The organism is Ensifer adhaerens, assembly GCF_001270265.1.
In the GTDB taxonomy this organism is placed as follows: domain Bacteria; phylum Pseudomonadota; class Alphaproteobacteria; order Rhizobiales; family Rhizobiaceae; genus Ensifer; species Ensifer adhaerens_B.
This window is the reverse complement of sequence record NZ_LGAP01000004.1, coordinates 13,120-40,070: the sequence shown is the minus strand read 5'-3', so window position 1 is coordinate 40,070 and position 26,951 is coordinate 13,120. Positions and strand designations below refer to the sequence as shown.

18 protein-coding genes are annotated in these 26,951 nt (G+C 62.6%); 8 read left to right on the top strand and 10 right to left on the bottom strand.

Features of this window, described 5'->3' with window-relative positions; all coding sequences use genetic code 11:
• Window positions 1–56 precede the first annotated feature (56 nt).
• The 5 genes from AC244_RS10360 to AC244_RS10340 are packed head-to-tail and all read right to left on the bottom strand — an operon-like array spanning window position 57 to window position 4,427.
• A complete protein-coding gene (locus AC244_RS10360) occupies window positions 57–1,226 on the bottom strand; it encodes a M20 aminoacylase family protein (protein ID WP_053248745.1) in 1,170 nt (389 codons plus the stop codon).
• 1 nt (window position 1,227) lies between these two features.
• A complete protein-coding gene (locus AC244_RS10355; RefSeq protein WP_053248744.1) occupies window positions 1,228–2,052 on the bottom strand; it encodes an ABC transporter permease in 825 nt (274 codons plus the stop codon).
• Window positions 2,049–2,774 (bottom strand): ABC transporter permease, encoded by a 726-nt coding sequence (locus AC244_RS10350; RefSeq protein WP_053248743.1) that lies wholly within the window; start codon window positions 2,772–2,774, stop codon window positions 2,049–2,051. Before AC244_RS10350 ends, AC244_RS10355 begins: the two co-directional genes overlap by 4 nt.
• Before the next feature lie 59 nt (window positions 2,775–2,833).
• The gene (locus AC244_RS10345) at window positions 2,834–3,616 is read right to left on the bottom strand and encodes a transporter substrate-binding domain-containing protein (protein ID WP_053248742.1); all 783 of its coding nucleotides are present in this window, start codon (window positions 3,614–3,616) and stop codon (window positions 2,834–2,836) included.
• A gap of 37 nt (window positions 3,617–3,653) precedes the next feature.
• Window positions 3,654–4,427, bottom strand: coding sequence for an ABC transporter ATP-binding protein (locus AC244_RS10340; protein WP_053248936.1), 774 nt, complete (start codon window positions 4,425–4,427; stop codon window positions 3,654–3,656).
• A gap of 274 nt (window positions 4,428–4,701) precedes the next feature.
• Between AC244_RS10340 and AC244_RS10335 the strand changes: the two genes are divergently transcribed.
• The 8 genes from AC244_RS10335 to AC244_RS10300 all read left to right on the top strand — a co-directional run bounded on the left by AC244_RS10335 (window position 4,702) and on the right by AC244_RS10300 (window position 13,987).
• Window positions 4,702–5,325: a TetR family transcriptional regulator C-terminal domain-containing protein gene (locus AC244_RS10335; RefSeq protein ID WP_053248935.1), complete on the top strand. Its 624-nt coding sequence runs from the start codon at window positions 4,702–4,704 to the stop codon at window positions 5,323–5,325.
• A 17-nt stretch (window positions 5,326–5,342) separates the two neighbouring features.
• Entirely contained in the window at window positions 5,343–6,533 is a 1,191-nt protein-coding gene (locus AC244_RS10330; protein ID WP_053248934.1) for a pyridoxal phosphate-dependent aminotransferase, read from the top strand.
• Window positions 6,530–8,137: a 5-guanidino-2-oxopentanoate decarboxylase gene (locus AC244_RS10325; RefSeq protein ID WP_053248741.1), complete on the top strand. Its 1,608-nt coding sequence runs from the start codon at window positions 6,530–6,532 to the stop codon at window positions 8,135–8,137. Before AC244_RS10330 ends, AC244_RS10325 begins: the two co-directional genes overlap by 4 nt.
• 225 nt (window positions 8,138–8,362) lie before the next feature.
• A complete protein-coding gene (locus tag AC244_RS10320; protein WP_152975908.1) occupies window positions 8,363–8,722 on the top strand; it encodes a hypothetical protein in 360 nt (119 codons plus the stop codon).
• A gap of 112 nt (window positions 8,723–8,834) precedes the next feature.
• The gene (gene secD / locus AC244_RS10315) at window positions 8,835–11,369 is read left to right on the top strand and encodes a protein translocase subunit SecD (protein WP_053248739.1); all 2,535 of its coding nucleotides are present in this window, start codon (window positions 8,835–8,837) and stop codon (window positions 11,367–11,369) included.
• Between the two features lie 620 nt (window positions 11,370–11,989).
• Window positions 11,990–12,202, top strand: a complete 213-nt coding sequence (locus AC244_RS10310; RefSeq protein ID WP_053248738.1) for a hypothetical protein — start codon at window positions 11,990–11,992, stop codon at window positions 12,200–12,202.
• Between the two features lie 173 nt (window positions 12,203–12,375).
• Complete coding sequence (locus AC244_RS10305; RefSeq protein ID WP_053248737.1) at window positions 12,376–12,831, top strand: RrF2 family transcriptional regulator; 456 nt, start codon at window positions 12,376–12,378, stop codon at window positions 12,829–12,831.
• Window positions 12,832–12,976: 145 nt separating this feature from the next.
• A complete protein-coding gene (locus AC244_RS10300) occupies window positions 12,977–13,987 on the top strand; it encodes a KpsF/GutQ family sugar-phosphate isomerase (RefSeq protein ID WP_053248736.1) in 1,011 nt (336 codons plus the stop codon).
• Between the two features lie 33 nt (window positions 13,988–14,020).
• Here the strand turns inward: AC244_RS10300 and AC244_RS10295 are convergent, their stop codons facing one another.
• From AC244_RS10295 to AC244_RS10275, 5 genes are read right to left on the bottom strand one after another with little or no spacing between them, the layout of a single operon-like run.
• On the bottom strand, window positions 14,021–15,349 hold the full coding sequence (locus AC244_RS10295) for a capsule biosynthesis protein (RefSeq protein WP_053248735.1): 1,329 nt from the start codon (window positions 15,347–15,349) through the stop codon (window positions 14,021–14,023).
• A 13-nt stretch (window positions 15,350–15,362) separates the two neighbouring features.
• Window positions 15,363–16,997, bottom strand: a complete 1,635-nt coding sequence (locus AC244_RS10290) for an LTA synthase family protein (RefSeq protein ID WP_053248734.1) — start codon at window positions 16,995–16,997, stop codon at window positions 15,363–15,365.
• 55 nt (window positions 16,998–17,052) lie between these two features.
• Window positions 17,053–17,871, bottom strand: a complete 819-nt coding sequence (locus AC244_RS10285; RefSeq protein WP_053248733.1) for an SDR family oxidoreductase — start codon at window positions 17,869–17,871, stop codon at window positions 17,053–17,055.
• A gap of 51 nt (window positions 17,872–17,922) precedes the next feature.
• Complete coding sequence (locus tag AC244_RS10280; RefSeq protein ID WP_053248732.1) at window positions 17,923–19,338, bottom strand: aminotransferase class I/II-fold pyridoxal phosphate-dependent enzyme; 1,416 nt, start codon at window positions 19,336–19,338, stop codon at window positions 17,923–17,925.
• The gene (locus AC244_RS10275; RefSeq protein WP_053248731.1) at window positions 19,335–26,876 is read right to left on the bottom strand and encodes a type I polyketide synthase; all 7,542 of its coding nucleotides are present in this window, start codon (window positions 26,874–26,876) and stop codon (window positions 19,335–19,337) included. Before AC244_RS10275 ends, AC244_RS10280 begins: the two co-directional genes overlap by 4 nt.
• Window positions 26,877–26,951 lie beyond the last annotated feature (75 nt).

Sequence of the window (26,951 nt, the reverse complement as noted above, 5' to 3'; positions counted from 1 at the left end):
CGCCGGTCATCGACGGCACGAGAAATTAGGATGCGCTTTATCCCGAGGGTCGGCCTTCAGCGCGTCGGCAGATAGGCTTCGGCAAGCTCGGTCCAGAAGGCGGCGCCGATCGGCAGCAGGTCGTCGTTGAAGTTGTAGGCGGGATGATGGAGCGGCTTCTCCTCGCCGCTGACCTTAGAGCCGAGGAAGAAATAGGTCCCGGGCCGCTCCTGCAGCATATAGGCGAAATCCTCGCTGCCCATGAACGGACGTTCGAGATCGACCACCTTGTCGGCGCCGGCAAAACGGACGGCGAGATCGCGGACGAAATCCGTCTCTGCCTTGTGGTTGATGGTCGCGTCGTAGCTGCGTTGATAGTCGACCGTTGCGCGCATGCCGAAGCTCGTCGCCTGAGCCTCTGCGATCATGCGGATGCGACGCTCCAGCTCGTCGCGCACGCCGGGATCGAAGGAGCGGATGCCGACGACGATCTCGGCCCGTTCCGGGATGATGTTGCTGGCCGAGCCCGCATGGAAGGCGCCGACGGTGACGACGGACGGGTCCATCGGGTGAATGTTGCGCGAGACGATCGACTGCAACGCCATGATGATCGAAGCGCCGCAGACGATCGGGTCGGCGGTCTCCTGTGGCTCGGCGCCATGGCCGCCGCGGCCGTGCACGGTGATGCGCGCCTCGTCGACCGCCGCCATGATCGGTCCTTCACGCAGGGCGAACTGACCGAAGGGCAGGCCCGGTTCGTTGTGAAGCGCGAAGACCGCGTCGCAGGGGAATTTTTCAAACAGCCCTTCGTCCATCATGATCTTGGCGCCGCCGAAGTTCTCCTCGGCCGGCTGAAAGATCAGATGAATGGTGCCATCGAAATTGCGGCGTTCGGCAAGCGCGCGGGCCGCGCCGAGCAGCATGGTCGTATGGCCGTCATGGCCGCAGGCATGCATCAGCCCGGATGTCTTGCTGGCGTAGTCGAGACCGGTTTCCTCCAGGATCGGCAGCGCGTCGATATCGGCGCGGATGCCGATCGAGCGTGATCCGCTGCCGTTGCGCAACGTCCCGACGACACCGGTCTTTGCAAGCCCCGTCGTCACCTCGTAGCCGAGTTCGGTGAGGTGCCGGGCGATGAAAGCCGAGGTTCGCGTCTCCTCCAGACCCAGTTCCGGATGGGCATGCAGGTCGTGGCGGATGGCCACGAGTTCCGGCATGGCGTTGTCGATGGAGGAGGAAAGCTTCATGTCATGCACCACGGGTTGGAATGCGATTTTCGAACGTGCGGAAGGCCACCACCAGAATGCCGGTGAGGCACATATAGATGAGCGCGAGCAAGAGCAGCGGCTCATAGGTCAGGAACGTTTCCTGGCGGACTTTTGAAATCACCGCGTAGACGTCGACGACGGTGATCGTCGCCACCAGCGGCGTCGACTTCAATTGCAGCACCGTCTCGCCGTTGAGCGTCGGCAGGGCGCGGTGGATGGCGCGCGGCAGCCAGATGCGGCGGAACATCGTCCAACGGCTCATGCCATAGGCCTTGGCCGCCTCCAGTTCGCCGGCGGGAACGCCGGCAAAGGCGCCGCGCATCACTTCGCCCTCGTAAGCTGCGAAGGATATCGTCAGCGCCGCAACGCCATAGGGCCACGCCTCACGCAGATAGGGCCAGAGGAAGGATTGGCGGATCGCCGGGAACTGCGGGAACAGCGAGCCGAGCCCGTAATAGAGCAGCCAGAGCTGCAGCAGCAGCGGCGTGCCGCGGATGACGGTGCAGAACACCTTTGCCGGCAGCTTGAAGAACCAGGGGCCCGCCACCTGCGCCAGGCCGATCGGCACGGCGAGCAGAAAACCGAGGATCGACGTGCTGAACAGCATCACCAGGCTGATGAGAATGCCCCAGCCGAGCCGCGGCAGGTAGCGCGGCAACCAGTCCCAGCGCATGAAGACTGCGACGCCGATGACGAAGCCGGCAAAGACCAGCATCATCACGATGCGATGGGGCTGGAAGAAGCTGCGCGCGGTCGGCAGGTCCTCGGGCGTGAAGGCGACGGCGTGTGTGGTTTGATCCGTCATCGCTGCTCCGCGAAACCGCGCCTCGCATGTCGTTCCAGCATGCCGATGAAGATGTTGGAGACGAGCGTCAGTGTGAGATAGAGCGCGCCGGCGGCGAGGAAGAACAAGAGATAGGCCTTGGTCGTGCCGGCCGCCTGGCGCGTGACGAGCGTCAGCTCGCTGAAGCCGACGACGGCAAGAAGGGCCGTGTCCTTGGTGGCGATCAGCCAGAGATTGGAGAGACCCGGTATGGCGTAGGGCAGCATCGCCGGCAAGGTGACGCGTCGCAGTACCTTTAAGGGCGACATGCCATAGGCGCGCGCGGCTTCGATCTGCCCGGCGGGAACCGCCTTGATCGCGCCGCGGAGCACCTCGGTGGAGTAGGCGCCCTGGACCACGCCGATGACGAAGATGCCGGCCATCAGGCCGCTGATGTCGACCGGACCGATGCTGAACAGCGCCAGCAATTGGTTCAAAAGATCAGTGCCGGCGTAATAGAGCAGGAGGATGAGCACCAGCTCGGGCACGGCTCTGACGACCGTGGTGTAGCATTCGAGCAGGTCACGCAGGATCGGGCCGCCATAGAGCTTGCCGAAGGCGCCACCGACGCCGAGCGTCAGGCCAAGTGCATAACCGCCAATGGCGATCTGGATCGAGTTGACGAAGCCCTGCAGCAGCACGCCGCCCCAGCCGGGCGAGGAAAGTGCGAGCAGGCTCCAGTTGACGATAGAATCCGATGCCATGCGTCTTCGACCTCCGAAGGCAGCGGCCGGCAGCCTGAGGACTGCCGGCCGCTTGCGCCTTATTTACCGTAGATGTCGAAGTCGAAATACTTCTTCGAGAACGTGTCGTAGGTGCCGTTGTCGCGGATCGCCTTGATCGCGGTATTGAGCTTGTCCTTGAGCTCCGTCTCGCCCTTGCGCAGGCCGACGCCGACGCCCGGGCCGATCACGGCGACGTCTTCGGCCACGTCACCCTTGTAGTCGCAGCATTCCTTACCCTGGTCGGTCGCAAGGAAGGCCTTGAGCGCGATGGCGTCGGCCTGGACGGCGTCCACGCGCCCGGCGGCCAGATCGTTGTTGGCCTCGTCCTGCGTCTGGTATTCCTTGACCTCGATGCCGGCAGAGGCGAAATGCTTGGCGGCATAGGCCTGGTGCACGGTCGAGACCTGGACGCCGATCGTCTTGCCGGCAAGGCCTTCCGGCGTCGGCTTGAAATCGACGCCCTTCGTGCCGATGACGCCGGTCGGCGTGTTGTAGTACTTGTCGGAGAAGTCGATCGTCTTCAGCCGCTCGTCGGTGATCGACATCGAACTCATGATCAAGTCGATCTTCTTCGACGTCAGCGCCGGGATGATGCCGTCCCAGGCGACGGGGGTCAGCACGCATTCAAGCTTCGCCTCGGCACAGACGGCCTTCATCAGTTCGACTTCCCAGCCTTCCCAGTTGCCGCTCGCATCCGGCGCGGTGAAGGGCGGGTAAGGCTCGGCGGCGACGCCGACCTTCAATGCTTCCGCCGAGGCGGCGATGCCGCCGCTGACGGCGATGGCGGCCGCGACCGCCAGGACTTTCAATGTCTTCTTCATGCTGTTCCCCTTTTTTGGTTGTTGAGCATTCTTGAATTCAGTGAATGGAGCTGATGAACTTCTTGAGCCTTTCGGATCTGGGCGCGCCGAAGATGGCCTCAGGCGGGCCCTGTTCCTCGATGACGCCGTTGTGCAGAAAGATGATGTGATTGGCGACGTCGCGCGCGAACTTCATCTCGTGGGTGACGAGGATCATCGTGCGCTTCTCGCGGGCGAGATCGCCGATCACCGAAAGCACTTCGCCGACCAGCTCAGGATCGAGCGCCGAGGTCGGCTCATCGAAGAGCATGACCAGCGGCTGGATGGCAAGTGCGCGGGCAATGGCCGCACGCTGCTGCTGGCCGCCTGAGAGGAAGGCCGGGTAGGCATCGCGCTTTTCAAAGAGCCCGACGCGCTTGAGCAGCGTTTCGGCCGTGGCGATGGCTTCAGCCTTCTGTTTGCCGAGCACATGGATCGGCGCCTCGATGACGTTTTCGAGGATCGTCATGTGCTGCCAGAGGTTGAAGCTTTGGAACACCATGCCGAGCTGACTGCGGATGCGCTGCACTTGGCGGCGATCTTCGGGCACGAGGCCGCCGCGGCCGTCCGGCTTCATCCGGATCTTTTCGCCATGCACGCTGACAGTGCCGGCGGACGGCAGCTCCAGCATGTTGATACAGCGCAGGAAGGTGGATTTGCCGGAGCCGCTGCCGCCGATGATGGCGATGACGTCGCCCTGTTTCGCGGTGAGCGAAACCCCCTTCAGCACTTCCAATGGCCCGAAACGCTTGTGCAGGTCAGTGACCGCGATTGCCTGGGCCGCATCCGTCATCGACGCGCCGCTCCGATGGCTCTGCGAGCTTTTTCTGAAGGCATGAAACAGTTCCCCTGTCGTCTTTCCGTGCAGCATCTTTGGCTTGTCACGGTCTTTGTTGGTAGGCATGGTTGCACTTGTGCCGCTATTGTTCAAGCGTATAATAATGCGTATCGTCGTTTTTTTATCGCAGCCCGCCGACCGAATTTTCCCTGAAGGAGCCACCCATGCGCCCGTTCCGCTCGAAGGATTTGACGAACTTGTTCGGCTGCCCTCGTGCGCGGATGCCGGCATGAATCGCCGCACGTTTCATCGGGCCCCAGAAGGAGAGCGCCGGCAGGAACTGATCGAAGCGACGCTCGATTGCATAGCGGAATTCGGCCTGAAGGGCGCGACGGTCCGCCAGATCGCCATCCGCGCCGGGGTGACGGCCGGGCTGGTTCGGCATTATTTCGAATCGAAGGATCAGATGGTCGCCGAGGCCTACCGCGCGGTGATCGCTTCCCTGACCGACAAGGCGGCTCATGTCGAAGGCGATCCGGAAACGCGGCTGAGGGACTTCATCGCCATCAACCTGACCGAGCCGGTCGCCGACAGCCGCAGTATCTCGCTCTGGGCGGCTTTCATCAGCCAGGTGCGTGTCGACCCGATCCTCGCTGAAATCCACCGGGACGGCTACGTGACCTTTCGCAATACGCTGCAGGACCTGCTGGCCGATTTCCTGGCGGTGAAGAACAAACCGGCCGACGCAGAAACCTGCCGCGCCTACGCGATCGCCATCAACGGTCTTGTCGATGGCCTCTGGATCGAAGGGTGCCTGGCGGGAGACCTGTTCCGCGAAGGCGAACTGGTCGCCATCGCCATGGCCTCGGTCGAGGCGCTGCTCGGCACGTCGATCGGCAGTGAAAAACAATGAAAACGGGAGAAAACACCATGCGCTATGCGTCGATCACCGAACGTCTCGCAGATCTCGGTTCGGGAAAATGGTCGCTGCACATCCGTGCGCGCCAGTTGAAAGCGGGTGGTGCCGATATCATCGAGTTGACCATCGGCGAGCCCGACGTGCCGCCAGACCGCGCTCTGCTCGACGAATGCCAGCGCGCCATGAACGCCGGCCGTTATCGTTATTCCAACGGTCGCGGTGAGCATGCGGTCGTGGCAGCGCTCGTCGAGAAGTACCGCCGTCGCCGCGCCGACGTGACCACCGAAAATGTCATGTGCTTTCCCGGCACACAGACGGCGCTTTTCGGCGTCATGCTGGGCCTTGTCGAGGCCGGCGATGCCGTTCTCGTCGGCGATCCGCTCTACGCCACCTATGAGGGCGTCATCCAGTCGACAGGTGCCCATCACGTGCTGGTGCCGCTGAAGCCGGAGTTCGGTTTTCATATGCAGGCCGCTGATATCGAAAAGGCGATCACGCCGGAATGCCGGGTGCTGCTGCTGAATACGCCGCACAATCCGACCGGCGCCGTACTCACGGCGGCCGAGATCGCCGAGATCGGCGAGGTTGCACGCCGCCACGACCTCTGGATCATTTGCGACGAGGTCTATGAAGAACTGGTGTTCGACGCCGTGTTCGCCTCGCCGTTCGACAATCCGGATCTGGCCGAGCGCACCATCGTCGTCTCGTCGATCTCCAAGTCGCATGCCGCACCGGGTTTCCGCAGCGGCTGGGCCGTCGGGCCGGCGGAATTCACCAGCCGGCTGCTGCCGGTGTCTGAAACCATGCTTTTCGGCGTACAGCCGTTCATCGCCGACATGACGGCTTACGCGCTGACGCACGAGATCGATACGGCGCGGCGGATGCGTGAGAGCTATAAGTCCCGCTCGCGCCGCGTCGTCGATGGCCTCGCCGATGCGCCCGGCATTTTGGTCTTGCCGCCGGAGGCGGGCATGTTCACGCTGATCGACGTGTCGGCAACGGGCATGAGCGGCGAAGCCTTCGCCTGGGCCTTGCTGGAAGAGGAAGGGGTTGCGGTGATGCCCGGATCTTCCTTCGGCGGTGAGGCGCAGAACTTCCTGCGCGTCAGCCTGACCGTGCCCGACAAGGACATCGATGAGGCTTGCCGTCGCATTACCGCCCTTGCCGAGCGCGCCACACTGCGTCAGGAGCGCCGCGCATGACGACGACGAAAACGGTAGGCGAAGCCCTGGTCGATCTGCTCGAGGCCAATGGCGTCGAGGTGGTCTTCGGTATTCCGGGCGTTCATACGGTCGAGCTCTATCGCGGCCTGGCCGCGTCGAAGATCCGCCACGTCACCCCCCGGCATGAACAGGGCGCCGGCTTCATGGCCGATGGCTATGCCCGCGTCAGCGGCAAGCCAGGCGTCGCCCTTGTCATTACCGGACCGGGTTTGACCAACACCATCACCGCTATGGCGCAAGCCCGGCAGGATTCGATCCCGATGCTGGTGATTTCGGGCGTCAATCGTCGCGATTCGCTCGGCCACGGCCGCGGGCTGCTGCATGAGCTTCCCGACCAGCACGGCATGATTAAAACGCTGGCGCTTTATTCGCATACCTTGCTCAATCCGGACGATCTGCCCTTTGTCGTCGACCGGGCCTTCTCGGTGCTGTTGTCCGGTCGGCCGGGGCCGGTGCATATCGAAATCCCGACGGATGTCATGGCGGCGCGGATCGAGCCGAAGACGATTCGCTCGGCCGCCGCGACGCGTCCGCGCTCCGACAGCGAGACGCTACAACGCGCAGCCATCCTGTGCGCCGATGCGACCCGTCCCGTCATCATCTGCGGTGGCGGCGCGCTCACCGCCGAGGCGGAGGTCAGGGCGCTTGCCGAACAGATCGGCGCACCTGTTGTCACCACGGTCAATGCGCGCGGCATGCTGGCCGGCAGTCCGCTGCGCGTTCCCGCAAGCCCGAGCCTCAAGGCGGTGCGATCGTTGCTCAAGGAGGCGGACCTCGTGCTGGCGCTCGGCACGGAGATGGGGCAGACCGACTACGACATGTATGCCGATGGCGGGTTTCCGGCGCTGCGCAACCTGATCCGTACCGATATCGATGCGGCGCAGCTGGCCCGCGGTCCGCATGCGTCGCTTTCGATCCTGTCCGGTGCCAAGACGGCAACAGCTGGCATTCTGGCTTTCCTGCCGGGACATGCGCCAAAGGATGGGGCAGCCCGCGCCGAGGTGGCACGGAAAGCGGCGCTGAAGGAACTGACGGCCAAGATCCGGGCCGAGATTGCCGTGGTCGATGCGGTCTACAAGGCGCTGCCGGACTGCACGATCGTCGGCGATTCCACCCAGGCCGTCTATGCCGGCAACCTCTATTGCGACGCGCCGCGCCAGCGCAGCTGGTTCAATTCGGCGACCGGCTATGGGGCGTTGGGTTACGCGCCGCCGGCCGCCGTCGGTGCTGCCGTGGCCGACCCGTCGCGACCCGTCGTCTGCCTTGTCGGCGACGGTGGCTTCCAGTTCTCGCTTGCCGAAATCGGTTCGGCCGTCGACGTTCAGGCTCGGGTGATTTTTCTCGTGTGGAACAATGACGGCTACCAGGAAATCGAGTCCTACATGATCGATTCCGGTGTGACGCCCGAGGGTGTCAGACCCTCGGCGCCGGACTTCATCCTCGCCGCCAAGGCCTATGGCATCGAGGCGGAAAGGCTGGCGTCGGTCGCAGACCTCCCGCGGGCGCTGGCGGATGCCGGTGCGCGGAACGGACCGTCTTTGATCGAGATTCACCAGATCAGAACCAACGGCGCAACCGCGTAGACTACAGACCATGACACCCTTCGAGCGGCGCGGAATTTGACATTTCGCGCCCGCAATGGTGTTAAGAGCGCCTCGTGCTCGATTCCGGCCATGTTCTTCGGCTAGATTTGTTGCATTCCGGCTGAATTGAACTTTCAGGCGCCAAGCGCCGAGGAAGGGGCGGCGTCCCGAATGGACCCAGTGTGTGGTGGCAACAGAGGCAGGTTTGCCGGCCGGCTATTCGCCGTGCTGTGGCTGTTCTGTGCCTCCCTGGCCATGCAGCTGATCGTCGTCGGGCAGGGCTTTTCCTCGCGTCTTTCAGCCGAACAGCAGGCGGGCAACTTCTCCTCGACCGATACCGCTCCTTCAGACCACCCCGCCGCGCGCCAGATATCGCGTGCCACGCCGGTGTCGGATCTGCGCTTCACCGCCGAACGCAAGGATGCCAAATCCGCGACCGGTGACGGCGCGGCGCCGATGCTGCTTTCGTCAGCCCTATTGCTGCCCTTCGAGCCATCCGGCGAAGACCTTGCTTCCGGCCATACCCCCTTCGCCGTCGGTTTGTCGAACCGCGGCCTGCAAATCCGCGCACCCCCGCGCGCCTGAGCGATTGCCGATATTCGGGCATGATGATCGCTGCAATCGCGTTCATGCCCTTGATGAAACAAAGTCCTGACGACGCGCCTTGCGCCCGCACAGGCTCTCTTGGAACCACAACATGCGTACATCAAAATGGGCGATTTTCGCCTATGTCGCCGTCATCCTCTTCGGATGCATAGCGGCGCTACCAAACGCGCTCTCGCCGGCGCAACGCGAACAAATCGGGGCCTGGCTGCCGGTTAAGCCCGTCACCCTCGGTCTCGACCTGCGCGGCGGCTCGCATCTCGTCCTGGAAGTCGACGGGGATGGGCTGCGCAAGGCCAGACTGAACTCGCTCCTCGACGACGTCCGCCGGGTCCTTCGCACCGAACGCGTATCTGCCTCATCGGCGCGCGTCAGCGGCGACGCCATCACCGTGACGCTTACGGATCCGGCCGATCGGGAAAAGGCCCAGCCGAAACTGCAGGAGCTGGCAACGCCGGTCAGCGCGATCGGTTTCGGCGGTTCCGCTCCTGAGATCGAGGTCGCGACGAACGGCGATGTCATCACGGTCGCACTGACGGAGGCAGGCATCGCCGACCGCATGACCAAGGCGGTCGAGCAGAGCCTCGAGATCATCCGCCGGCGCGTCGATACCGTCGGCGTTGCCGAACCGTTGATCCAGCGCATCGGCGCAAACCGCATCCTCGTCCAGCTCCCGGGTCTCCAGGATCCGACACATCTGCGCCAACTTCTCGGCTCGACGGCCCAGATGAGCTTCCACATGCTCGATCAGACCGTGGACGTGACCCAGCCCCCGCCGCGCGGCGTTGATATCCTGCCTGGCGCCAACGACAACAACCGCTATCCGGTGGAAAGCCGTGTCGCGCTTTCCGGCGAACGACTTCAGGACGCCAAGGTTGGTTTCGACCAACGGACGAACCAGCCAATCGTGGATTTTACCTTCGATTCGCTCGGCGCCCGACAGTTTGCCGAGATTACCCGCGACAACGTCGGCCGACCCTTCGCCATCGTGCTCGACGGCAAGGTGTTGACTGCCCCAGTCATCAACGAACCGATCATTGGCGGCCGCGGCCAGATCAGTGGCAACTTCACGGCCGAATCGGCAACCGTCCTTTCGGCACTGCTTCGCTCGGGCGCTCTGCCGGCCCCGCTGACCGTGATCGAAGAACGCTCGGTTGGCCCGAATCTCGGTAGCGATTCGATCCGCATGGGCATCTTCACCGGCCTTGCCGGCTTCGGCCTCGTCGTCGCCCTCATGGTCGTGCTCTACGGCGCCTGGGGTATGATCGCCAATGTCGGCCTTGTGCTGCACACGATCATGACGATCGGTGTGCTTGGCATGATCGGCTCCACGCTGACGCTTCCCGGCATCGCCGGTATCATTCTCGGCATCGGCATGGCGGTGGACGCCAACATTCTGATCAATGCCCGTATTCGTGAAGAAACCGAGGGCGGTGCCGGCGCCATGAAGGCGCTCGATATCGGCTTCAACAAAGCCTATGCGACGATCATCGACTCCAACGTCACCACGCTCTCGGGCACCGTGCTCCTGTTCGCGTTCGGCTCCGGACCGGTCAAGGGCTTCGCGGTCACGATGATGCTCGGCATCATCATCTCGATGTTCACGTCGGTTACCGTCGTGCGCCTGATCATGCGCGAAGTCGTCATCCGCCGGAAGATGAAGAAGCTCGAGATACCCTCGCTCTTCGGACGTGTCCCGCACCTGCCGTCCTTCTCCTTCATGAAGGGGCGTTTCGTTGCCATCGGCATGTCTGCCTTCCTGTCGATCGGCTCGGTCGTGTTGTTCTTCACGCCCGGCCTCAACTACGGCATCGACTTCGTCGGCGGTATCCAGGTGGAAGCGACGTCCAAGCAGACGCTCGATCTGCCGGCTCTGCGCCATGGCCTGGAGTCGCTCAATATCGGTGAAGTGGCCCTGCAGGAATTCGGCCAGGACAAGTCGGTCCTGATCCGCGTTCAGCGCCAGCCCGGCGGTGAACAGGAGCAGACGGTTGCCCTGAACAAGATCAAGGATGCAGCCGTTCAGACCATTCCTGACGTGACCTTCGAGCGGACGGAAGTCGTCGGCCCGACGATCAGCACGGAACTGGCGCGTTCGGGCTTCCTCGCTGTCGGCCTCGCGATGGTGGCGATCCTGCTCTACATCTGGTTCCGCTTCGAATGGCACTTCGCCGTCGGTGCGATCGCGGTCCTGCTGCTCGACATCACCAAGACGATCGGCTTCTTCGCGCTCACCGGCATCGACTTCAACTTGACGGCCATCGCCGCGCTGCTGACGATGATCGGTTATTCGGTCAACGACAAGGTCGTGGTCTACGACCGCATGCGAGAGAACCTGCGCAAGTACAAGTCGATGCCGTTCTCCGATCTCATCGACATGAGCATCAACCAGGTGATCGCGCGATGCATCTTCACCTCGATGGCCACCGCGCTGTCGCTGGTGCCGATGGCGATCTGGGGCGGCGATGCCGTCAAGAGCTTCGCCTGGCCGATGATCTTCGGCGTTATCGTCGCGACGACGTCGTCGATCTACATCGGCGGCCCGATCCTGCTGTTCCTCAATCGCTGGTGGAAGGATCGCGAGGCGACCCGCACCGGCACCACGCAGCCGGGCGCGCCCGCTGCCTGACATCCGGGCCCGATCACGATAATTCTGGGTCGAACCGACCCAGAATTATACAAGTGATCGATCCTTAAAAGTTAAAGCGGGATGTGGGCGGAAAACGCGCACACTTTCCTCATCCCGCTCAGAGGATACAAAACGTGAAGGGGCGGTCCGGCGGGCCGCCCCTTTTTTGTCCGAAAGTGCTGTCTTTATCTCACCCGTACCTTGCAGGTTGATTCTTCGCTTCCTAGATAGTGAGGGCCTCCGGTTTCGGATCGGGAAAACGGATTTTGCATTCGGACCCCTAAAATTTGGTGGGTGAAGAAATATTTTTCGCCTCATCATCTTTTTAATTGACGGAATTGGTAGATTATTCTAGTTTGCAGCTCTGTGACGCGGACGAGTCCGCCTCACGGTTGTTCATGAACCGCTCCGGCATTGCGATGCCGGACCTAGCCAAAGGAGTGTGACATGTCCGAAACCGTCTCGACCGCCGCCTTCTTCGGCACGCGTTCCCATTGTCGTGCAACAGTGAAGAAACGTCTCATTCGCCTCTGCCGAATGTGATCCTCGAACTCTCGAAATTCATCCTTTGCCGAAATTGAAATGTCCGCGCCTCCGGGTGTGGAAGGAGCGTTATTTGCATGAGCAAGCAGGTTATCGAATATGGCGGCGAAGCCGTCGGGGTCGTCGTCCCGGACGAAGGCCGTTTCAAGTTCCTGGCAGTCAAGTACCATGTCTGGGATCTGGACGCGCAGCGGTTCCGGTCGGCTGACGAAGCGCGCGCGGCAATTCGCCATCTGCTCGCGCGCCAGGCAGTGCCCGCGGAACGCCATGGTGGTGCGGCCGCGGCATAATGCCGAGCGCGGCCGTCCCCCGCATTCAGAGCATACCCAAAGACCAAGTTTTGCGCTGATTCCGCGCGACAATTGTGTATTGGCCGCACGTTTCTTGTGCTATGCCAAACTAAGATTGCGTTTGCGCGGATGATTCCCGTTCTTCAAGGGAACCGCAGGGAAAGCTTGCCGGGATGCTGACGAAGAAGGGAAAGTACGGATTGAAGGCTCTCGTCGACCTCGCTCGACTGGAGCCGGGAGAGACGGCTTTCATCACCGAGATCGCGCAGCGCAACAATATCCCGAAAAAATTCCTGGACACGATCCTGCTCGAATTGCGCAATGCCGGCATGCTGCGCTCGAAAAAGGGACCGGGCGGCGGCTACTCGCTGTCGCGCCCGGCAGCCGAGATCCGCATCGGCCATGTCATCCGCACGCTTGACGGTCCGCTCGCGCCGATCCGCTGCGCCAGCCGCACGGCCTACGAGGTCTGTGAGGACTGCAATGATCCCGAGACCTGTCAGGTCCGCGTGTCGATGACCACCGTGCGCGATGCGGTTGCCTCGATACTGGACTCCATGACGCTCGAAGAGTTTGCGGCCGACAAGTCGATGCCGCTCGAAGCGCCGGAAGAAAAGCGCGTCGGCTGACGAAAACGTCGTCTTTGCGGGATTTCCTGCCGAAACTCGATGGCTTTGGCTTGGTTTGCCAACAAAAAGCGCCTATCTGCCTGCAATGGGTCAGAGCAACGCCGCTTCTAGCCGGCGCAAACGTCTTCGCGGGAATGGAAACACTATGGGTTTGAGACACGCATCAGCAGATGAGCGTCGCGGTTTTGCCGCATTGGAGTCGGTCGGCAGAACGCTGACGACGGCGATGGCAGGCATCAAGGCTCTGGCCGATCATCTCGGTGCCGATGCGGCGTTTGCGCAAAGCATGGTCGAGGCGATCGAACTCATCGGTGACAGCCAGGGACGCGTTGTCGTTTCCGGTATCGGCAAGAGCGGCCATATCGGTCGCAAGATGGCCGCGACGATGGCATCGACAGGGACGTCGGCCTATTTTGTCCATCCGACCGAGGCGAGCCACGGCGATCTCGGCATGGTCACGTCGCAGGATGTGCTGATCCTCTTGTCCTGGTCGGGCGAGACGGCGGAACTCGCCAACATGCTCACCTATGCCAAGCGCTTCAAGGTGCCGGTCGTTTCGATCTCGTCCAACCGCGACAGCGTGCTTGCGCGCAACTCAGAAGTGCCGATCGTTCTGCCGAAGGTTCAGGAAGCCTGTCCGCATGGGTTGGCACCAACGACGTCGGCGATGCTGCAGCTTGCGGTCGGCGACGCGCTTGCCATTGCCCTGCTCGAGCGCCGCGGCTTCTCCGCCGAAGATTTCAAGACGTTCCACCCCGGCGGCAAGCTCGGCGCACAGTTGCGTCTCGTGCGAGAGCTGGCGCATGCCGGCGAACAGGTTCCGCTCTTGAGCGTCGGTCGCCCGATGAGCGAAGCTGTCATCGAAATGTCCTCCAAGGGGTTTGGCGTCGTCGGCATCGTCGATGGGGACGGCAAGCTTGCCGGCGTCATCACCGACGGCGACCTTCGTCGTCACATGTCGGGCGACCTGCTTGCGCAGACGGTCGAGGCGGTGATGTCATGCAATCCCCGCGTTATCAGAGGCGATGTCTTGGCAAGCGGTGCGATGGAGTTCATGCAGGATCACAAGGTGACAGTGCTGTTCCTCGTCGACGACGACGGGCTTCCCGTCGGCATCCTGCACATTCACGACCTGCTTCGCGCCGGTGTCGCCTGATCCCTGTGTACTTCCCGCACTCCGACGGCCGGCTTAAGCGGATAGCGAGGCTGGCCGTTGTCTTTTCTGCGGCTTCCGGCGTGGCGGTGGATCGACGAAGCCGCCGGGCTGATTGACGGTGTTTTCGTGCAGACGCTCGGCGATTGCGAGCGCGCCTGCATCGGTCCCCGCTTTTGAATAGAGATTGCCGCGCACCTGGATCGAAGCGGCAAGCAGCCGGAACATGGCGGTGCTCACCTCGGCGTCGGGCGCTGTTGGCCTTTGCCAGAAATCCTCCAGCGGCTGTGGGTCCGTCAAACCGGCTATATCGAACACAGCCGTACCGAGCACCTTGACTGGCCGCCCCTGTTTCAGCGCATGCAGACCGGCGGTCGAGTTGACTGTGACCATGCCCGCGCTGGCATCTGCCAGCACATCCAGATTACCGCCATCGAGATAAAAGACGCGCCCGGTCAGCCCAAGCGCCGTCGCCTTCTCATCGATGAACTTGCGCCAGGCGATGAGGTCGTTGTCGAGCGGGTGAACCTTGAAAACCAGTCTGTGGTCCTCAGCCGCATGGGCTGCAAACGAGCGCATGACCTCGTCGATTGCGTCCTTCTGGCTGTGGAACGGCGAGTGGGCCCGCAACTGGAAATCGGTTTCGAGCTGCAGCGGATAGACGAAATAGGGCGTGTGCTCCGAAAGCAGAGCACGCACAGTTTTCTCGGCTTCGGCACTGCGCCGCTTGTCGGTGAGAAGGCGGCGGATCCAGCCGGCATATTCGGCAAGCGGATGAAAGATCGCGTGACGGCGATAGTGCGGAAAGAGGAACCACAGAAAGACGTTGGGTAGGTTGTAGAGAAGATCGTAGCTGGCGTCGGCCAGAAAGGTCTGGCTGTAATGCTTGCGCCAATCCGGTTCCGGCAAGTTCCTTGCTGCTTCGACGATGTGGACGGCATTGGCGGGAAAGTGCGAATTCGACGACATGCCGTCGCGCTCCAGCGTCAACCAGTCGGGTCTGAGATAGCCCATCTCGACGATGGCGATTGCGACGCCGGCGCGCCGTGCGGCAGCGGTGGCGGCCTGGTGATAGGGGCGCTCTTCTCCAAGCAGGATCATATCGGTGACCTGGTGGACGCCGATAAAGCGTTCCAGGTATACCGACCAATCTTCCGATTTTCCGCGGTAGTTGTAGGCACCCTTGCGTCGCCAGAAGATCTGGTCGCCGACGTTGAGGTTTATCCGCAGGCAGGCGTGGCCGTAGCCTTCGAGCAGATCGGCGATCTTGCGGAAGATCGGCGATGAGGGGCCTTGCAGGAACAGGAATACCCGCCGGCTTGGCCGATCGGCTGACACGCGAGTGTTAAACGCAGCGTTCTCCATCGTCTCGCCGCCGCTAACGCAGCGTGTCCTTCTTGAGGTTGGCGTGGTTGAGCAGCGCCTCGATCAGATCCCACGCCGCCACGTCCCGTGGTTCGGTCGGTCGATGATGCGTCGATTTCGCCTTGGCGAGCGGCACGATGAGATAGTCCGTGCGCGGATCCGGGAAGGGGTCGGCGAACGATTTCAAAAGCGGCGCATGATCACCATAAAAGACGAACCAGACGGGCCGGTCGAGCTTGTCGAGCCGGTCGGTCAGTTGCTTCAGCGCCGCATCCGATTGCTCCAGGATCGCCAGATAGATGTCCACCGGATTGGTGAGGTCGCCAACGCGGCCCGGTTCCCAGGGGCCGTGGTTTGCCATCGAAGCGACGAAAACGAAACCGCTCTTGTCTTCCGGCAGTTGCTCGCAGGCGTCGATGACCTTGGTGGCGAGCTTCTCGTCGGAGACGTATGGCCCGTCGCGAGCAGGCACATGGTCGAAGCCATCGAGCATCGTGAGCTCGGCGAAGCCGAGCTGCGGCATGGCCTTGTGGCGCAGGAAGAACGTGCGGTCATAGGGATGCATGAAATGGGTGTGCCAGCCGGCGCGCTTCATCTTGCCCGGCCAGACCACGTCGGAATAGTGTGATGCGCGCAAATAGGGGTAGCTCGCATCCACGTGGATATCGTCGGGCACAAGGCCGCTGATGACGGCAAATTCCGTGCGCAGCGTATAGCCGCCTTCGAAGACACTGCTGAGACGCCCCCATTGGGCAGCCTGGCGCCGCAATCGGTCGAGTGTCGGCATCTTCAGCGTGTCGACGCCGAAATGCCGCATGTCGATGAAGGACTCCGATTGCCAGACGACGATCAGTGGCGAGCCGTCGTCACCGATCAGGTCCTGGACGGCGGCCCTGACGATTTCCGACAGTTCGGCGACGATCTTCTCCCGCTTGACGCCGAGCCAGATGATGAAGCGGAAGATCACCGATCCGAAGGTACCGAAGCGCACCGTGTTCATCTTGACGTCGAGCACCTTGACGAGCCTCTGGACGAGCGCCGCCGTCGGTCGGTTCACCGGGCCGTAGAACAAGAGAAGCCACGGTCCGGCAGCGACTGCCACCATCACCAGGATCCAGAAAGCCTTGCCGCTGTTGGGCAAAACCGTTGGCTCGAAATAGAGGTAGAGCCCGGAAACGCCGAAGACATAGAGAAAGGCGACGGTCCAGAACACGATGTTCAGCGAGCTGGCGTAGAAGATCGTCTTGTATTTGAAGACGTCGACGACGAGGGCGATGTCGGAGAAAATCAGCGGTTCGCGGATGAACTTGAACTTGGCCCGGGAAATCCCGGTGAAGATGATGAAGAAGCTCATCGTGCCGGCGGCGGCATAGAGCGGCCGCCAGGAGCCTGCGAAGAAGCCGGCAAACACCAGCGCGATGACCGGCAGGCGGGCGATCACGTCGATCATGTCCTGCCTGCGCCCAAAAGGAGAGGGGTTTGCCCGGCGCTCACGCTTTGGCAGTGCGAAGCGGTCGGTGAAGAAGATCACCGCGCAGGACAAGATGAAACAACAGACCGTCAGCGTTATCGGATAGTCGTGCAATTGAAAGGGGAGCAACGCCAAGCGGAAACCTTCATGCTTTCTTGCACGCCAACGCCGCCTCATGCAGCACGGCGTCCGCCTGACACTTAGATCCTATCGTTGGCGCGCACAAGCGCTGTCACCGACCGCCCTTTGATACTCCACCGCTACTGCGGCCGATTGCTCGATCGAACCACCAATTGAGAAGCGGTCTGACAGCCGGGCCGAACCGGCCGAGAAGAAAAAGTGTCGGGCCGAAATAGACTTCGAACCGCCCGCGCTCGATGCCGGCAACGACCTTTCGGGCAACCGCTTCTGCGGGCCAGGGGCTGACCGTGCCCATGACGGCCGCAGCCTCGGGGGGCCTAAAGGCAAGCTCACGCTGGAACTGCGGTGTCTGAGTGTCGGGCGGAAAGCAGATGGAGACATCTATCCCATGCGCGCGCGCCTCGGAGCGAAGCGCCTGGGCAAAGCCGTGGAGTGCGAACTTCGAGGCGCAATAGGCCGAGTAGCCATAGACGCCGAGAAGGCCGGCGCCTGAAGAGATCATCATGATCTTTCCGCGCTGGCGCTGTTTCATGCCGGCGTAGACGGCGCGAACCGCATGAACGGTACCGGAGAAATTCGTCTCCATCTGGCGCTGGAAGGCGGCGCTGGGAAGGTCCTCGAACCGGCCCGGCTCGACGACGCCGGCTGAGGTCACCAGGATGTCGCAGGGTCCGAATTCGGCTTCGCAGCGATGGATGGCCGCGGTGACTTCGTCTTCCTTCGCAACATCCGCAGTCTCAATCCGGACATCGCCGGCACTTGTCGACTTTGAGGCGAGTTCGTCCTGCGCGCGTTTCAGGATCTCGCCCGAGCGGGCGATCAGCGAAAGACGTGCGCCGCGACCGGCATAGATCGATGCGATCGCCAGCCCTATGCCGCTCGAGCCGCCAGTGATGATCACATGGGTCATTCAGGTTTCCGTCCGCGGCATCCGGCCCCAGAGGGCGCCTGCACGTCGTCCTCAGCGCGCCGAGAGCGCCTTCATCATCTGGTCGATATCGATGCCGCCGAGGCCGAAGTTGCGTTCGGTCAGATCCTTCAGGCGTTCCGCCGTCAGGGTCACCGTCTTGCGGATCTGCTCTTCGGTGTGGTCGCTGGTGATGAAGAAGCGTAAGCGCGCCAGTCCTTCGGGAACGGCCGGGTGGATGATCGGCAGCGCATTGACGCCAGCCGCAAGCAGATCGTTGGACAACTGCACCGCGCGCAGGGAATCCCCGACCAGCACCGGCACCACCGAAAAGCCGCTGCTGAGGCCCGTATCCAGACCCGCCTCCTTGGCAAGCTTCAGGAAGAGCGCGCCATTGCGTCTGAGGGCGGCAGTGCGCGACGGTTCTCGTGTTAGCACGTCGAGGCTGGCGGTTGCCGAGGCGGCCAGAACGGGTGCGAGGCCGACGCTGTAGACGAAGCCTCCGGCAGACGCCTTGAGCACGGCAACGAGCGCTTCGCTTCCGGCGATGTATCCGCCGCAACTGGATGTCGTTTTCGACAGCGTTCCCATCCAGATGTCGATCTCATTCGGATCGACGCCGAAGTGCTCGGCAAGGCCACGGCCATGTTTGCCGACGACCCCCAGCGAATGGGCCTCGTCGACCATCAGCCAAAAGCCATACTCGGCCTTGAGCTTCAAAAGCGCCGGCAGGTCGGCGATGTCGCCGTCCATCGAGTAGATGCCCTCGACGATGACCAGGATGCGGCGATAATCGCCCGAGACCGTGCGCAGCACATGTTCCAGGTCGCTCGCGTCATTGTGCTTGAACAGTCGGCGCGTGGCGCCGGAGAGCTTGATGCCGGCAAGCGCGCTGTTGTGAATGAACTCGTCGTGGACGACAAGATCCTTCGGTCCCATCAGGCAGCTGATGGCCGCGACATTGGTGAGATAGCCGCTGACGAAGCAGACGGCCGCATCGACGCCGTAGAAGCGCGCGATCTTTTCTTCCAATTCGACATGCACTGGTCGCTCGCCCGCGACGAGCCGACTGGCCGAGGCGGATATACCGAACGTCTCGACGGTTTCCCGAGCCCTCGCCAGCACTTCCGCGTGCCGGTTGAGGCCGAGATAGTCATAGGACGCGAAGTTGATCAACTTGCGGCCGTCGATGATGGTGGTGGCTCCAGCCGCGGTCTGATGGGCGCGGTAGAACGGGTTGGCGATACCGAGCTGCTCGCTTGCGAACTTCTGGGTCAGAACCTGCTTGTACTCCGGCAGATCCTCGAAACGGGCCTGTTGCCGGCGGGCCGGCGGCGGCATCTCCCGCTCAGAACGCGCCATGCGATTGCGCTCGGAGGATTGATGCGTGTTTCTCATCCGGTCCAGCAGGTTCTCCTTGAGGCTGCTGGTCATCTTGGATGAGCCGGGACCGTTTCCGTTCGTGCTCATTGGCTCTGTGCTTTTTCCTTTGCCGTGCCGACATGCCGTTGCGCCAGTTCGGTGACCAACTTGTCGTCCGCACCGTCGCTTTCTTCGCCCTGGTCGCGCTTGCTGACCTTCTCATAGAGCTTACGGGCGACGTCGCCAACCGTCGTGTTGTCTGCGACGCCACTGAGCGGCATGTCGAAGCCGGTGTTCTGCTGGAAGCTCATTCCAAGCTCTACGGCCATCAGGCTGTCGAGGCCGATTTCCTTGAGCACCTTGCTGCGCGTGACCGTATCCTTCGAGACGCGAAGGATGGCGGCAATTTCGCCTGCGACCAGATCGAAGAGAATATCCTCGGCTTCCTGCGCAGACTTGCCCTCGATCATCGCGACGAGGTCCATCTTGGTGCCTTCGCCGCCGGACGAATGCTGATCGGCGCTGCGCAGGATGACTTCGAAGAGCGCATTGCGGGCGACCGGCAGGTTGCGGGCCGCCGACCAGTCGATCTCCGATATCATCACGACGGCAGCGTCGACCGTGCCGGGATCGCCGGCGAGGTGGCTCTCGACCATGTCGAGCGCCGTCTGCGCCTTCAGTGCCGTCTTGCCGATACGCTTGGCCAGCAGATCGTTGACGTCGGTGTTCTGTACCAGATAGCCCTTGTCGGCGATGGCGCCGAACCCGACCGCAAGGCCGGCCAGTCCTTCCGCGCGCCGGGCACGGGCAAGACCCTCGAGATAACCGTTTGCCGCAACATAGTTTGCCTGGCCGGGATTGCCGACCAGCGTCGTTGCCGACGAGAACAGGATGAAGTTGTCGAGCGCGTCGCCGCGGGTCAACTGATCAAGAACGGCCGCACCCTTTGCCTTCGTGTCGATGACGGGCCGGTTGCGCTCGCGATTGAGATTGCTGATCAGCGCGTCGTCGAGCACCATCGCTGCGTGAACGATGGAGCGCAGCGGTGCAATGGTGCGCAATTCCTTGAGCAGGCGATCCGCAGCCGTCGCATCGGTGATGTCGCAGGCATGAACCGTCGCCGAGATGCCGGCCTTGGCCCAAAGCTCGATCATCGCCGTCGTTTCGGCGTCGGCAAGACCGCGGCGCGAGCAGAGCGCGATGTTTGTCGCACCCTTTTCGGCAAGCCAGTTGGCGGCAGCCAGACCAAAACCGCCGATGCCGCCGACGACGAGGTGCATGCCGTCGGGATCGACCTTGACGCCGCCGTGCGGCCGGGTTGCGACATGGTGGTTGCCGGCGATCGGCGGCAGCACGACGATCTTGCCGATATGACCGGCGTTCTGCATCAGGCGGAAGGCATTGCCGATCTCGTCGAAGTCGAAGGCGCGGTATGGCAGCGGCGTCAGCTTGCCGTCCTCGAACAGGGCGCCGATCTCCGTGAAGATCCGCTTGGTCAGGGATGGAGCATTGACCAACAACTGGTCCGCATCAATGCCGAAATAGCTGATATTGCGGCGGAACGGCCTGAGGCCGATCTTGCTGTCGGCGTAGTAGTCGCGCTTGCCGAGTTCGAGGAAGCGGCCGAACGGTTTGACGAGCGCCAGGCTCTGCTCCATCGCCTCGGCGAAGAGCGAGTTCAGCACGAGATCGACGCCTTCGCCGTTCGTCACGGCGCGCACATCGTTGACGAAACCGAGCGAGCGCGAATCGAACACATGGTCGGCGCCGAGCATCGAAAGGAAGCGGCGCTTCTCGCGGGTGCCGGCCGTGGCGATGACTTTCGCGCCCTTCAGCTTGGCAACCTGCAGCGCTGCAAGGCCGACGCCGCCGGCCGCGCCATGGATGAGGATCGTTTCGCCGGCCTGGATGCGGCCGAGTTCGACCATCGCGTAATAGGCCGTGAGGAATGCAACCGGCACGGTGGCAGCGGCAACCGGACTGACCGATTGCGGCAGCCTGGCGACGCCCGCCCGCGAAACGACGGCATGGGTGGAGAAAGCCGCCGAGGCGATCGCCATGACGGCATCGCCGATCGAAAGATCGTCCACGCCTGCACCGACGGCAACGACGTGACCCGACAGTTCCATGCCGATCGTTGCACCGGCAAAACCGTCTTCGAGCGCTTCTTCAGGCAGAAGACCCATGGCCCACATGACGTCGCGGAAGTTGAGGCCGGTGGCAGCAACCTTGACGACGACGTCGCCGGGTCCCGCGGACGGCACATTGCTTTCTTCCCAAACGATACTGCCGACCTGCGAGCTGACACGCTGGCGGATGGTGGCCGCCTCGAAGGACGCCGTCGAGCCATGGACATTGTCGGTCGGACCGGGAACGGCGCGGATTTCCGAAAGTGATCCGTTCTGACCCTCCAGCAGCCATTCGCGATTGCTGCCGGAAACGGCGAGCAATGGCAGCGACGCGGCAATCTTCTGCTCGGCGGACATCAGGTCTGCGTCAAGATCCAGAGTATGCACGTCGAGGAATTCGTACTCGTTCTGCAGCACGCGGGCAAAAGCCCAAAGGCCGGCATTGGTACCGGAGCTTGCCGCCGTCGCACCCGAGACACGGCTTGCAACCGGTGCCCCGCCCGGCGCGACAAGCACGAGCCTGGGGCGTGCGTCGTCACTTGGATCGGTGTCGCCGATATGCTGCCTCAACACCTCGGCAACGGCACTGAGCGCCAGAACCTGGGTCTGCAACAAGGCGGAATCGTCTGTCCGGCTCTTCGATGCAGGCGACGATAGGAAGACGGCCCGAACGGGGCGATCGCGGAAGGCCTCAAGCGCATTGCGAAGCAAGGCCGTATCCGTTGCCGTATCACCGGTCAGGTCGACTGGGATGGCGCCGGCCGACGGTTGCTTTGCCTTGGACGCGCCGGCCTGCAACAGAAGGTAGGAACCTGCCGCTGAGGCAGCAGCATTGGCGCCGACTTCGGCAGCCGCCGGCGCTTCCACGCCGCGTGCTTCAAGGACGATGACATTGCCGGATGCGCATTCGCGGTCGGTGACGTCGATCTCGCGAAGATCGAGGTCATCAAGACATTTCTGCCAGTGAGGAACGGCGGCGAGGTTGCCGATCGGGAATTCGGCTGTCTGGCTGCGGGCGAACCAACCGTCTGACAGCCCGAGCGCGAAATCGTTGAAGAGTGAGGGGGCGCCGACGGCGGCCACCAGACCGCCGCTCCGGCGCAGCGCCGAGCGAAGCGCGGCGCGAACATCGATGTCGTCTTCGATCAGGCCATACAGCCTGTCAGATGCACTGATGGCGAGGTCGAACGAAACCTGTGTCGCAAGATCGCCCTTTTTGAGGACGCGCACATGAGCATCGTTTTCAAAGGCGAGTTCAAGGCCGCGTTGAGTATTGTCGCGCGGCTCGACCACGCTGAGGCTTGCACCGTATTTGGCAGCAAGCGCCGCTATGCGGCGCGTGAATCCGGCAGAAACGCTGCCAAGCTCGAGAATGCGCAGGCGCGTTCCTGCCGGCTGCGCGCGCAGCGCGGTTTCGACCGCATCGAGAACGAGCGCCATGCGCTGGCGGCTTGCCTCCGAATGCACGGCCTGATGATCGAGCGTCGCATCGCTGATGAAACCGACATTGGCGACGGCCTCTGTATCACCACCGACAGGCGCCGCCAGAAGGAGGTCGAGGCGTGCCAGCGCTTCCGCATAGGCGTTGTTGATCAGAACCGCTTCCACGGCGCGGTCGGGGCGTTCGCCATAGAGTTCGCGCAGGATTTCGGGAACGCTCGGCAGGCTGAATTCCTGGGCGACGACCCAGACGCCATCCTTGTGTTCGCAAAGGCCGGCATCTTCAAGGACGTAGAGGCAGCTCGCCAGGAAGCACTGGAAGGCGAAATCGCCAGGCAGGCCGTCGCTGCGCACGATCGACCGTCCCTTGCCGAGCTTCAGCGCAATTTCCTGGCAGGCACGATAGATGGCGGCGTTGAACAGCAACGTCGTGTTGTCGATACCGGTATCGGTCGCCGATATCACGCTGAGGGTCACTGGCGTCCGAGCGACAGCCTCAGTTGTCGCCAGAAGCGCGTCGGAAAGAACCGTCTCATAGTGGAAGGAGAGAGCGTCAAGCGTCTTGTGCTTGCGCAGATAGGTGCGCCGGAAGCGGCAATCCTCGAAATAGGCGATCGGCTCGCCCGACTTGTCGAAGAAATGGAATTTGGCCTTGATCGAATTGGCACTGACACGTTCGATCTCGATCGTGGCTCGCGCGATCGGCTTGCCGGCATTGACGACGCGCACGGAACCGAAGCGCACCGGAATATAGGGTGCGCCGCTCTTGTCGCCGGTAAATCGGTCAAAAAGCGCGACCAAGCCGTGGAATGTGGCGTCGACGGAGATCGGATTGAGGGCATAGGTGACGAGCGGATGTCCGGATTTATCCGGGTTCTTCAGCTCGACGTCGACGATCCGGTCGTCATAGGCAACGGCTTTCGCGAGCAGCTGGAAACGCGGGCCATAGTCGAGACCGAACTGTCGTGCCGTGTCATAGGCCTTCGCCGGAGCAACCGTTGCCGTCTTCTGCATGCCGGCAAAGGATGGCGGCTGGCGCTCATCGCTCGGCAAGGGCTTGCGGGACCGGGCAACGGCGTGAACGGCCCAGTCGTCTTCGGACAGGCGTTCGCGCGAGCGGATCTCGATGTCGCCGGTTTCCGGCGACAGGATGGTCGACAGCTCCATGATGCGGCTGTCGCTCAGCTCCAGCGGGCGGACGATCTCCAGATTGGTGATCTCGACTTCGTCGGTTCCATAAAACTGCTGCGCGGCTGCGACGGCAATCTCGATGAAGCCGCTGCCCGGCAGGATGGCCTTGCCGTCGACGACATGCTCCGCCAGATCCGGGAAGAGGGGCGCATCGATGTGGTTCTTCCAGCTGCCGCTGTTCGGATCGCTGCGCCAGCCGGTCAGGCGATAGGGTTTGGCGGTACGACCGAAGAGATCCGTGGCGTCGGTCGTGGCGGCCGGCCGCAGTTCAACCGGCTCGAACGGCAGGCTCGGCAGCGAGATCGCCGCATTTCGCTTGCCGAAAACACGTGCGGTGTCGACGATCGCGCCGTGCGCGACGGCACGCGCCATGGCGGCCGAGATCGGATCCTGGCCCGTCTCTCCGACGTCTCTCAGCAGCGTCGGCACGACCATGCCCGGTGCGGCCGCCTGCTTGATCGTTTCCTTGACGTAGGAAGAGAGGATCGGACGCGGGGAAATCTCGACGAAGAGCCGGCAACCGAGTTCGATCGCGGCTTCTGCCGCCGCCTGGAAGCGAACCGGCTCGCGGACATTCTTCCACCAATAGTCCGGGTCGAGCTGCGTCCCGTCAAGGGCCGCACCCGTTACCGTCGACAGATAGGTTACCTCCGCGCGGCGGGGCGCGATGTCGGGAATGTCCGACAGGAATGCGTCTTTTGCCCGGTCGATGATCGGGTGGTGGAAGGGATAGTTGATGTCGAGGATCTGAACCGGGATTTTCGCCTTGCGTGCCGCGTCGCGGAAGGCGGAAATTTCATGGGCCGGGCCCGAGATCGTCACCGAATTGTGGGCGTTGACGGCGGCGACGCAAAGTTCATTGAGGCCGCGTGCCTCGGCAAAGGCGCGCGCGGCGTCTTCGCCCAGCATCACGGCGGCCATCGTGCCGTGGCCCGCGAGCAGGTCCTGATGCAGCGACCGTTTCGCGACGATCGAAACGGCATCGACCATCGAAAGCGCGCCGGCCGCATAGGCGGCCGCGATCTCGCCGACGGAATGACCGAAGACGGCGACCGGCTTGATGCCCATGGCAACAAGCGAATCGGAAAGGGCGGCCTGGACGGCGAACAGCAACGGCTGGGCTATCTTCGTGTCGGACAGCTTCTTGTCGAGATCGGGATCGGTCAGAAGCTCGGTCAGGGAGATGTCCGAATGGAACTTGAAGAGCGCGCTGACGGAGGTGAAACACTGCCGGAAATGAAGGTTCTCACGGAACGCTTCGACGCCCATGCCTGCCCATTGCGAGCCGTTGCCCGAAAAGACGAAGGCAACCTTGGCATCTCTGGTGACGGCTTCGCCGACTTCGCCGATATCCGAGCCCGGCTTTTCCACATGGTTTGCGATCGCGCGGACAATATCTTCGGGATGATCGCTGCGGGCTGCGAACCGATAGCGCATATGGGTGCGGTTGGCACCGGATGCTGCGACCATCGAGCGGATTTCACCCTTGGAAGCGTTGGCAAAACGCGTCTTGTAGTCCTTGAGCAAGGCTTCGAGGCTGGACGCGGTGTGGGCGCTTGCAAGGAAGACGTGCCCTGACGACGGCGGATTGTTGATCTTGTCTTCGGAAACCGGCTCGGGATCGCTGATGACCACGTGGGCGTTGGCACCGCCGAAACCGAACGAGTTGATGCCGGCGAGGCGCGCTCGCTTGCCGCGCAGCAGTTCGATCGGGCTTGCCGTGACGCGCACATTCAGGCCGTCGAAATCGATATGTTCGTTCGGCGTGTCGAAGTGCAGCGATGCCGGCAGGTAATTGTTCTCAAGCGCCATGATCGCCTTCATCATGCCGAAGAGGCCGGAGGCGGGCTCCGTGTGGCCGATGTTCGACTTGATCGAGCCGATCGGAACCGGTGCCCGGCGATTGGCGCCGATGACCGTGCCGATGGACCAGACTTCCGCCGGGTCACCGACCTTGGTGCCGGTGCCGTGACCTTCGACGAAGGCGACCTGGTTGGCATCGATGCCGTTGCCTTCGTAGATCGCCCGCAGCAGGTTTGCCTGGGCTTCGCGCGAAGGCAGGGAGATGCCGTTGGTCCGGCCGGCCGAGTTGACGCCGGTCGCAACGATGCGCGCATAGCTCCGGTCTTTTTCCCGCCGTGCGCGGTCCGAGCGGCGCAACACGAACACGACGCCGCCTTCGGCGCGCACATAGCCTGCGCCATCGTTGTCGTAGGCGCGGCAGAGCCCTTCGGGCGACAGCATGCGCGCCTGCGCAAAGCCGACGAACGGCAGGGGGTGGGCGAGAATATTGACGCCGCCGACGATCGCCGTATCGATCTCGCCGGCGTTCAGTGCCCGCATCGCCTGATCAAGCGCGACCAGCGAGGAGGAACAGGCGGTATCGACCGTCATGCTCGGGCCGCTCAGCCCGAAGATGTGCGAAATGCGGTTGGAGACGATCGACAGGGTATTGCCGGTCATGAAGTACGGGCCGGCTGCCGCAGGATCCTCGACCGTCAGGTTGGCATGGTCGAGGCTCGACGCGCCGATATAGACGCCGACATTCTCGCCGTGCAGCGAGGTTGTCGAGATATTGGCGTCTTCAAGGGCGCGCCAGGCGAGCTGTAGAAGCACACGCTGCTGCGGATCCATATACATGGCTTCGCGCTGCGACATGCCGAACACGGCCGGATCGAAATCATAGAGCTGATCCAGCACACCGGCGGCGAAGGAATAGGTCTTGCCCTGCGTGCCCATGACCGGGTGCCAGAAACGTGCAACGTCCCAGCGATCGGATGGGATGCTGGTGACTGTGCACTTGCCCTGACGAAGAAGTTTGAACAACGCCGAAGGCGATTCAGCTCCAGGGGCGAGGCATGCACGCCCAATAATTTCAACAGCCATATATGATCGAACGCTCTAAACTGACGTTAAAGTTGCATCTGCGATTGCGGTTCCGAGCGGAAAACGCAATCGCCA

Coding starts and splice junctions, on each gene's coding strand:
- AC244_RS10330 (WP_053248934.1), top strand. CDS start 5,343: ATGCGCTATGCGTCGATCACCGAACGTCTCGCAGATCTCGGTTCGGGA.
- AC244_RS10345 (WP_053248742.1), bottom strand. CDS start 3,616: ATGAAGAAGACATTGAAAGTCCTGGCGGTCGCGGCCGCCATCGCCGTC.
- AC244_RS10310 (WP_053248738.1), top strand. CDS start 11,990: ATGAGCAAGCAGGTTATCGAATATGGCGGCGAAGCCGTCGGGGTCGTC.
- AC244_RS10355 (WP_053248744.1), bottom strand. CDS start 2,052: ATGACGGATCAAACCACACACGCCGTCGCCTTCACGCCCGAGGACCTG.
- AC244_RS10300 (WP_053248736.1), top strand. CDS start 12,977: ATGGGTTTGAGACACGCATCAGCAGATGAGCGTCGCGGTTTTGCCGCA.
- AC244_RS10295 (WP_053248735.1), bottom strand. CDS start 15,349: ATGGAGAACGCTGCGTTTAACACTCGCGTGTCAGCCGATCGGCCAAGC.
- AC244_RS10285 (WP_053248733.1), bottom strand. CDS start 17,871: ATGACCCATGTGATCATCACTGGCGGCTCGAGCGGCATAGGGCTGGCG.
- AC244_RS10275 (WP_053248731.1), bottom strand. CDS start 26,876: ATGGCTGTTGAAATTATTGGGCGTGCATGCCTCGCCCCTGGAGCTGAA.
- AC244_RS10290 (WP_053248734.1), bottom strand. CDS start 16,997: ATGAGGCGGCGTTGGCGTGCAAGAAAGCATGAAGGTTTCCGCTTGGCG.
- AC244_RS10340 (WP_053248936.1), bottom strand. CDS start 4,427: ATGACGGATGCGGCCCAGGCAATCGCGGTCACTGACCTGCACAAGCGT.
- AC244_RS10305 (WP_053248737.1), top strand. CDS start 12,376: ATGCTGACGAAGAAGGGAAAGTACGGATTGAAGGCTCTCGTCGACCTC.
- AC244_RS10325 (WP_053248741.1), top strand. CDS start 6,530: ATGACGACGACGAAAACGGTAGGCGAAGCCCTGGTCGATCTGCTCGAG.
- AC244_RS10335 (WP_053248935.1), top strand. CDS start 4,702: ATGAATCGCCGCACGTTTCATCGGGCCCCAGAAGGAGAGCGCCGGCAG.
- AC244_RS10360 (WP_053248745.1), bottom strand. CDS start 1,226: ATGAAGCTTTCCTCCTCCATCGACAACGCCATGCCGGAACTCGTGGCC.
- AC244_RS10350 (WP_053248743.1), bottom strand. CDS start 2,774: ATGGCATCGGATTCTATCGTCAACTGGAGCCTGCTCGCACTTTCCTCG.
- secD (WP_053248739.1), top strand. CDS start 8,835: ATGCGTACATCAAAATGGGCGATTTTCGCCTATGTCGCCGTCATCCTC.
- AC244_RS10280 (WP_053248732.1), bottom strand. CDS start 19,338: ATGAGCACGAACGGAAACGGTCCCGGCTCATCCAAGATGACCAGCAGC.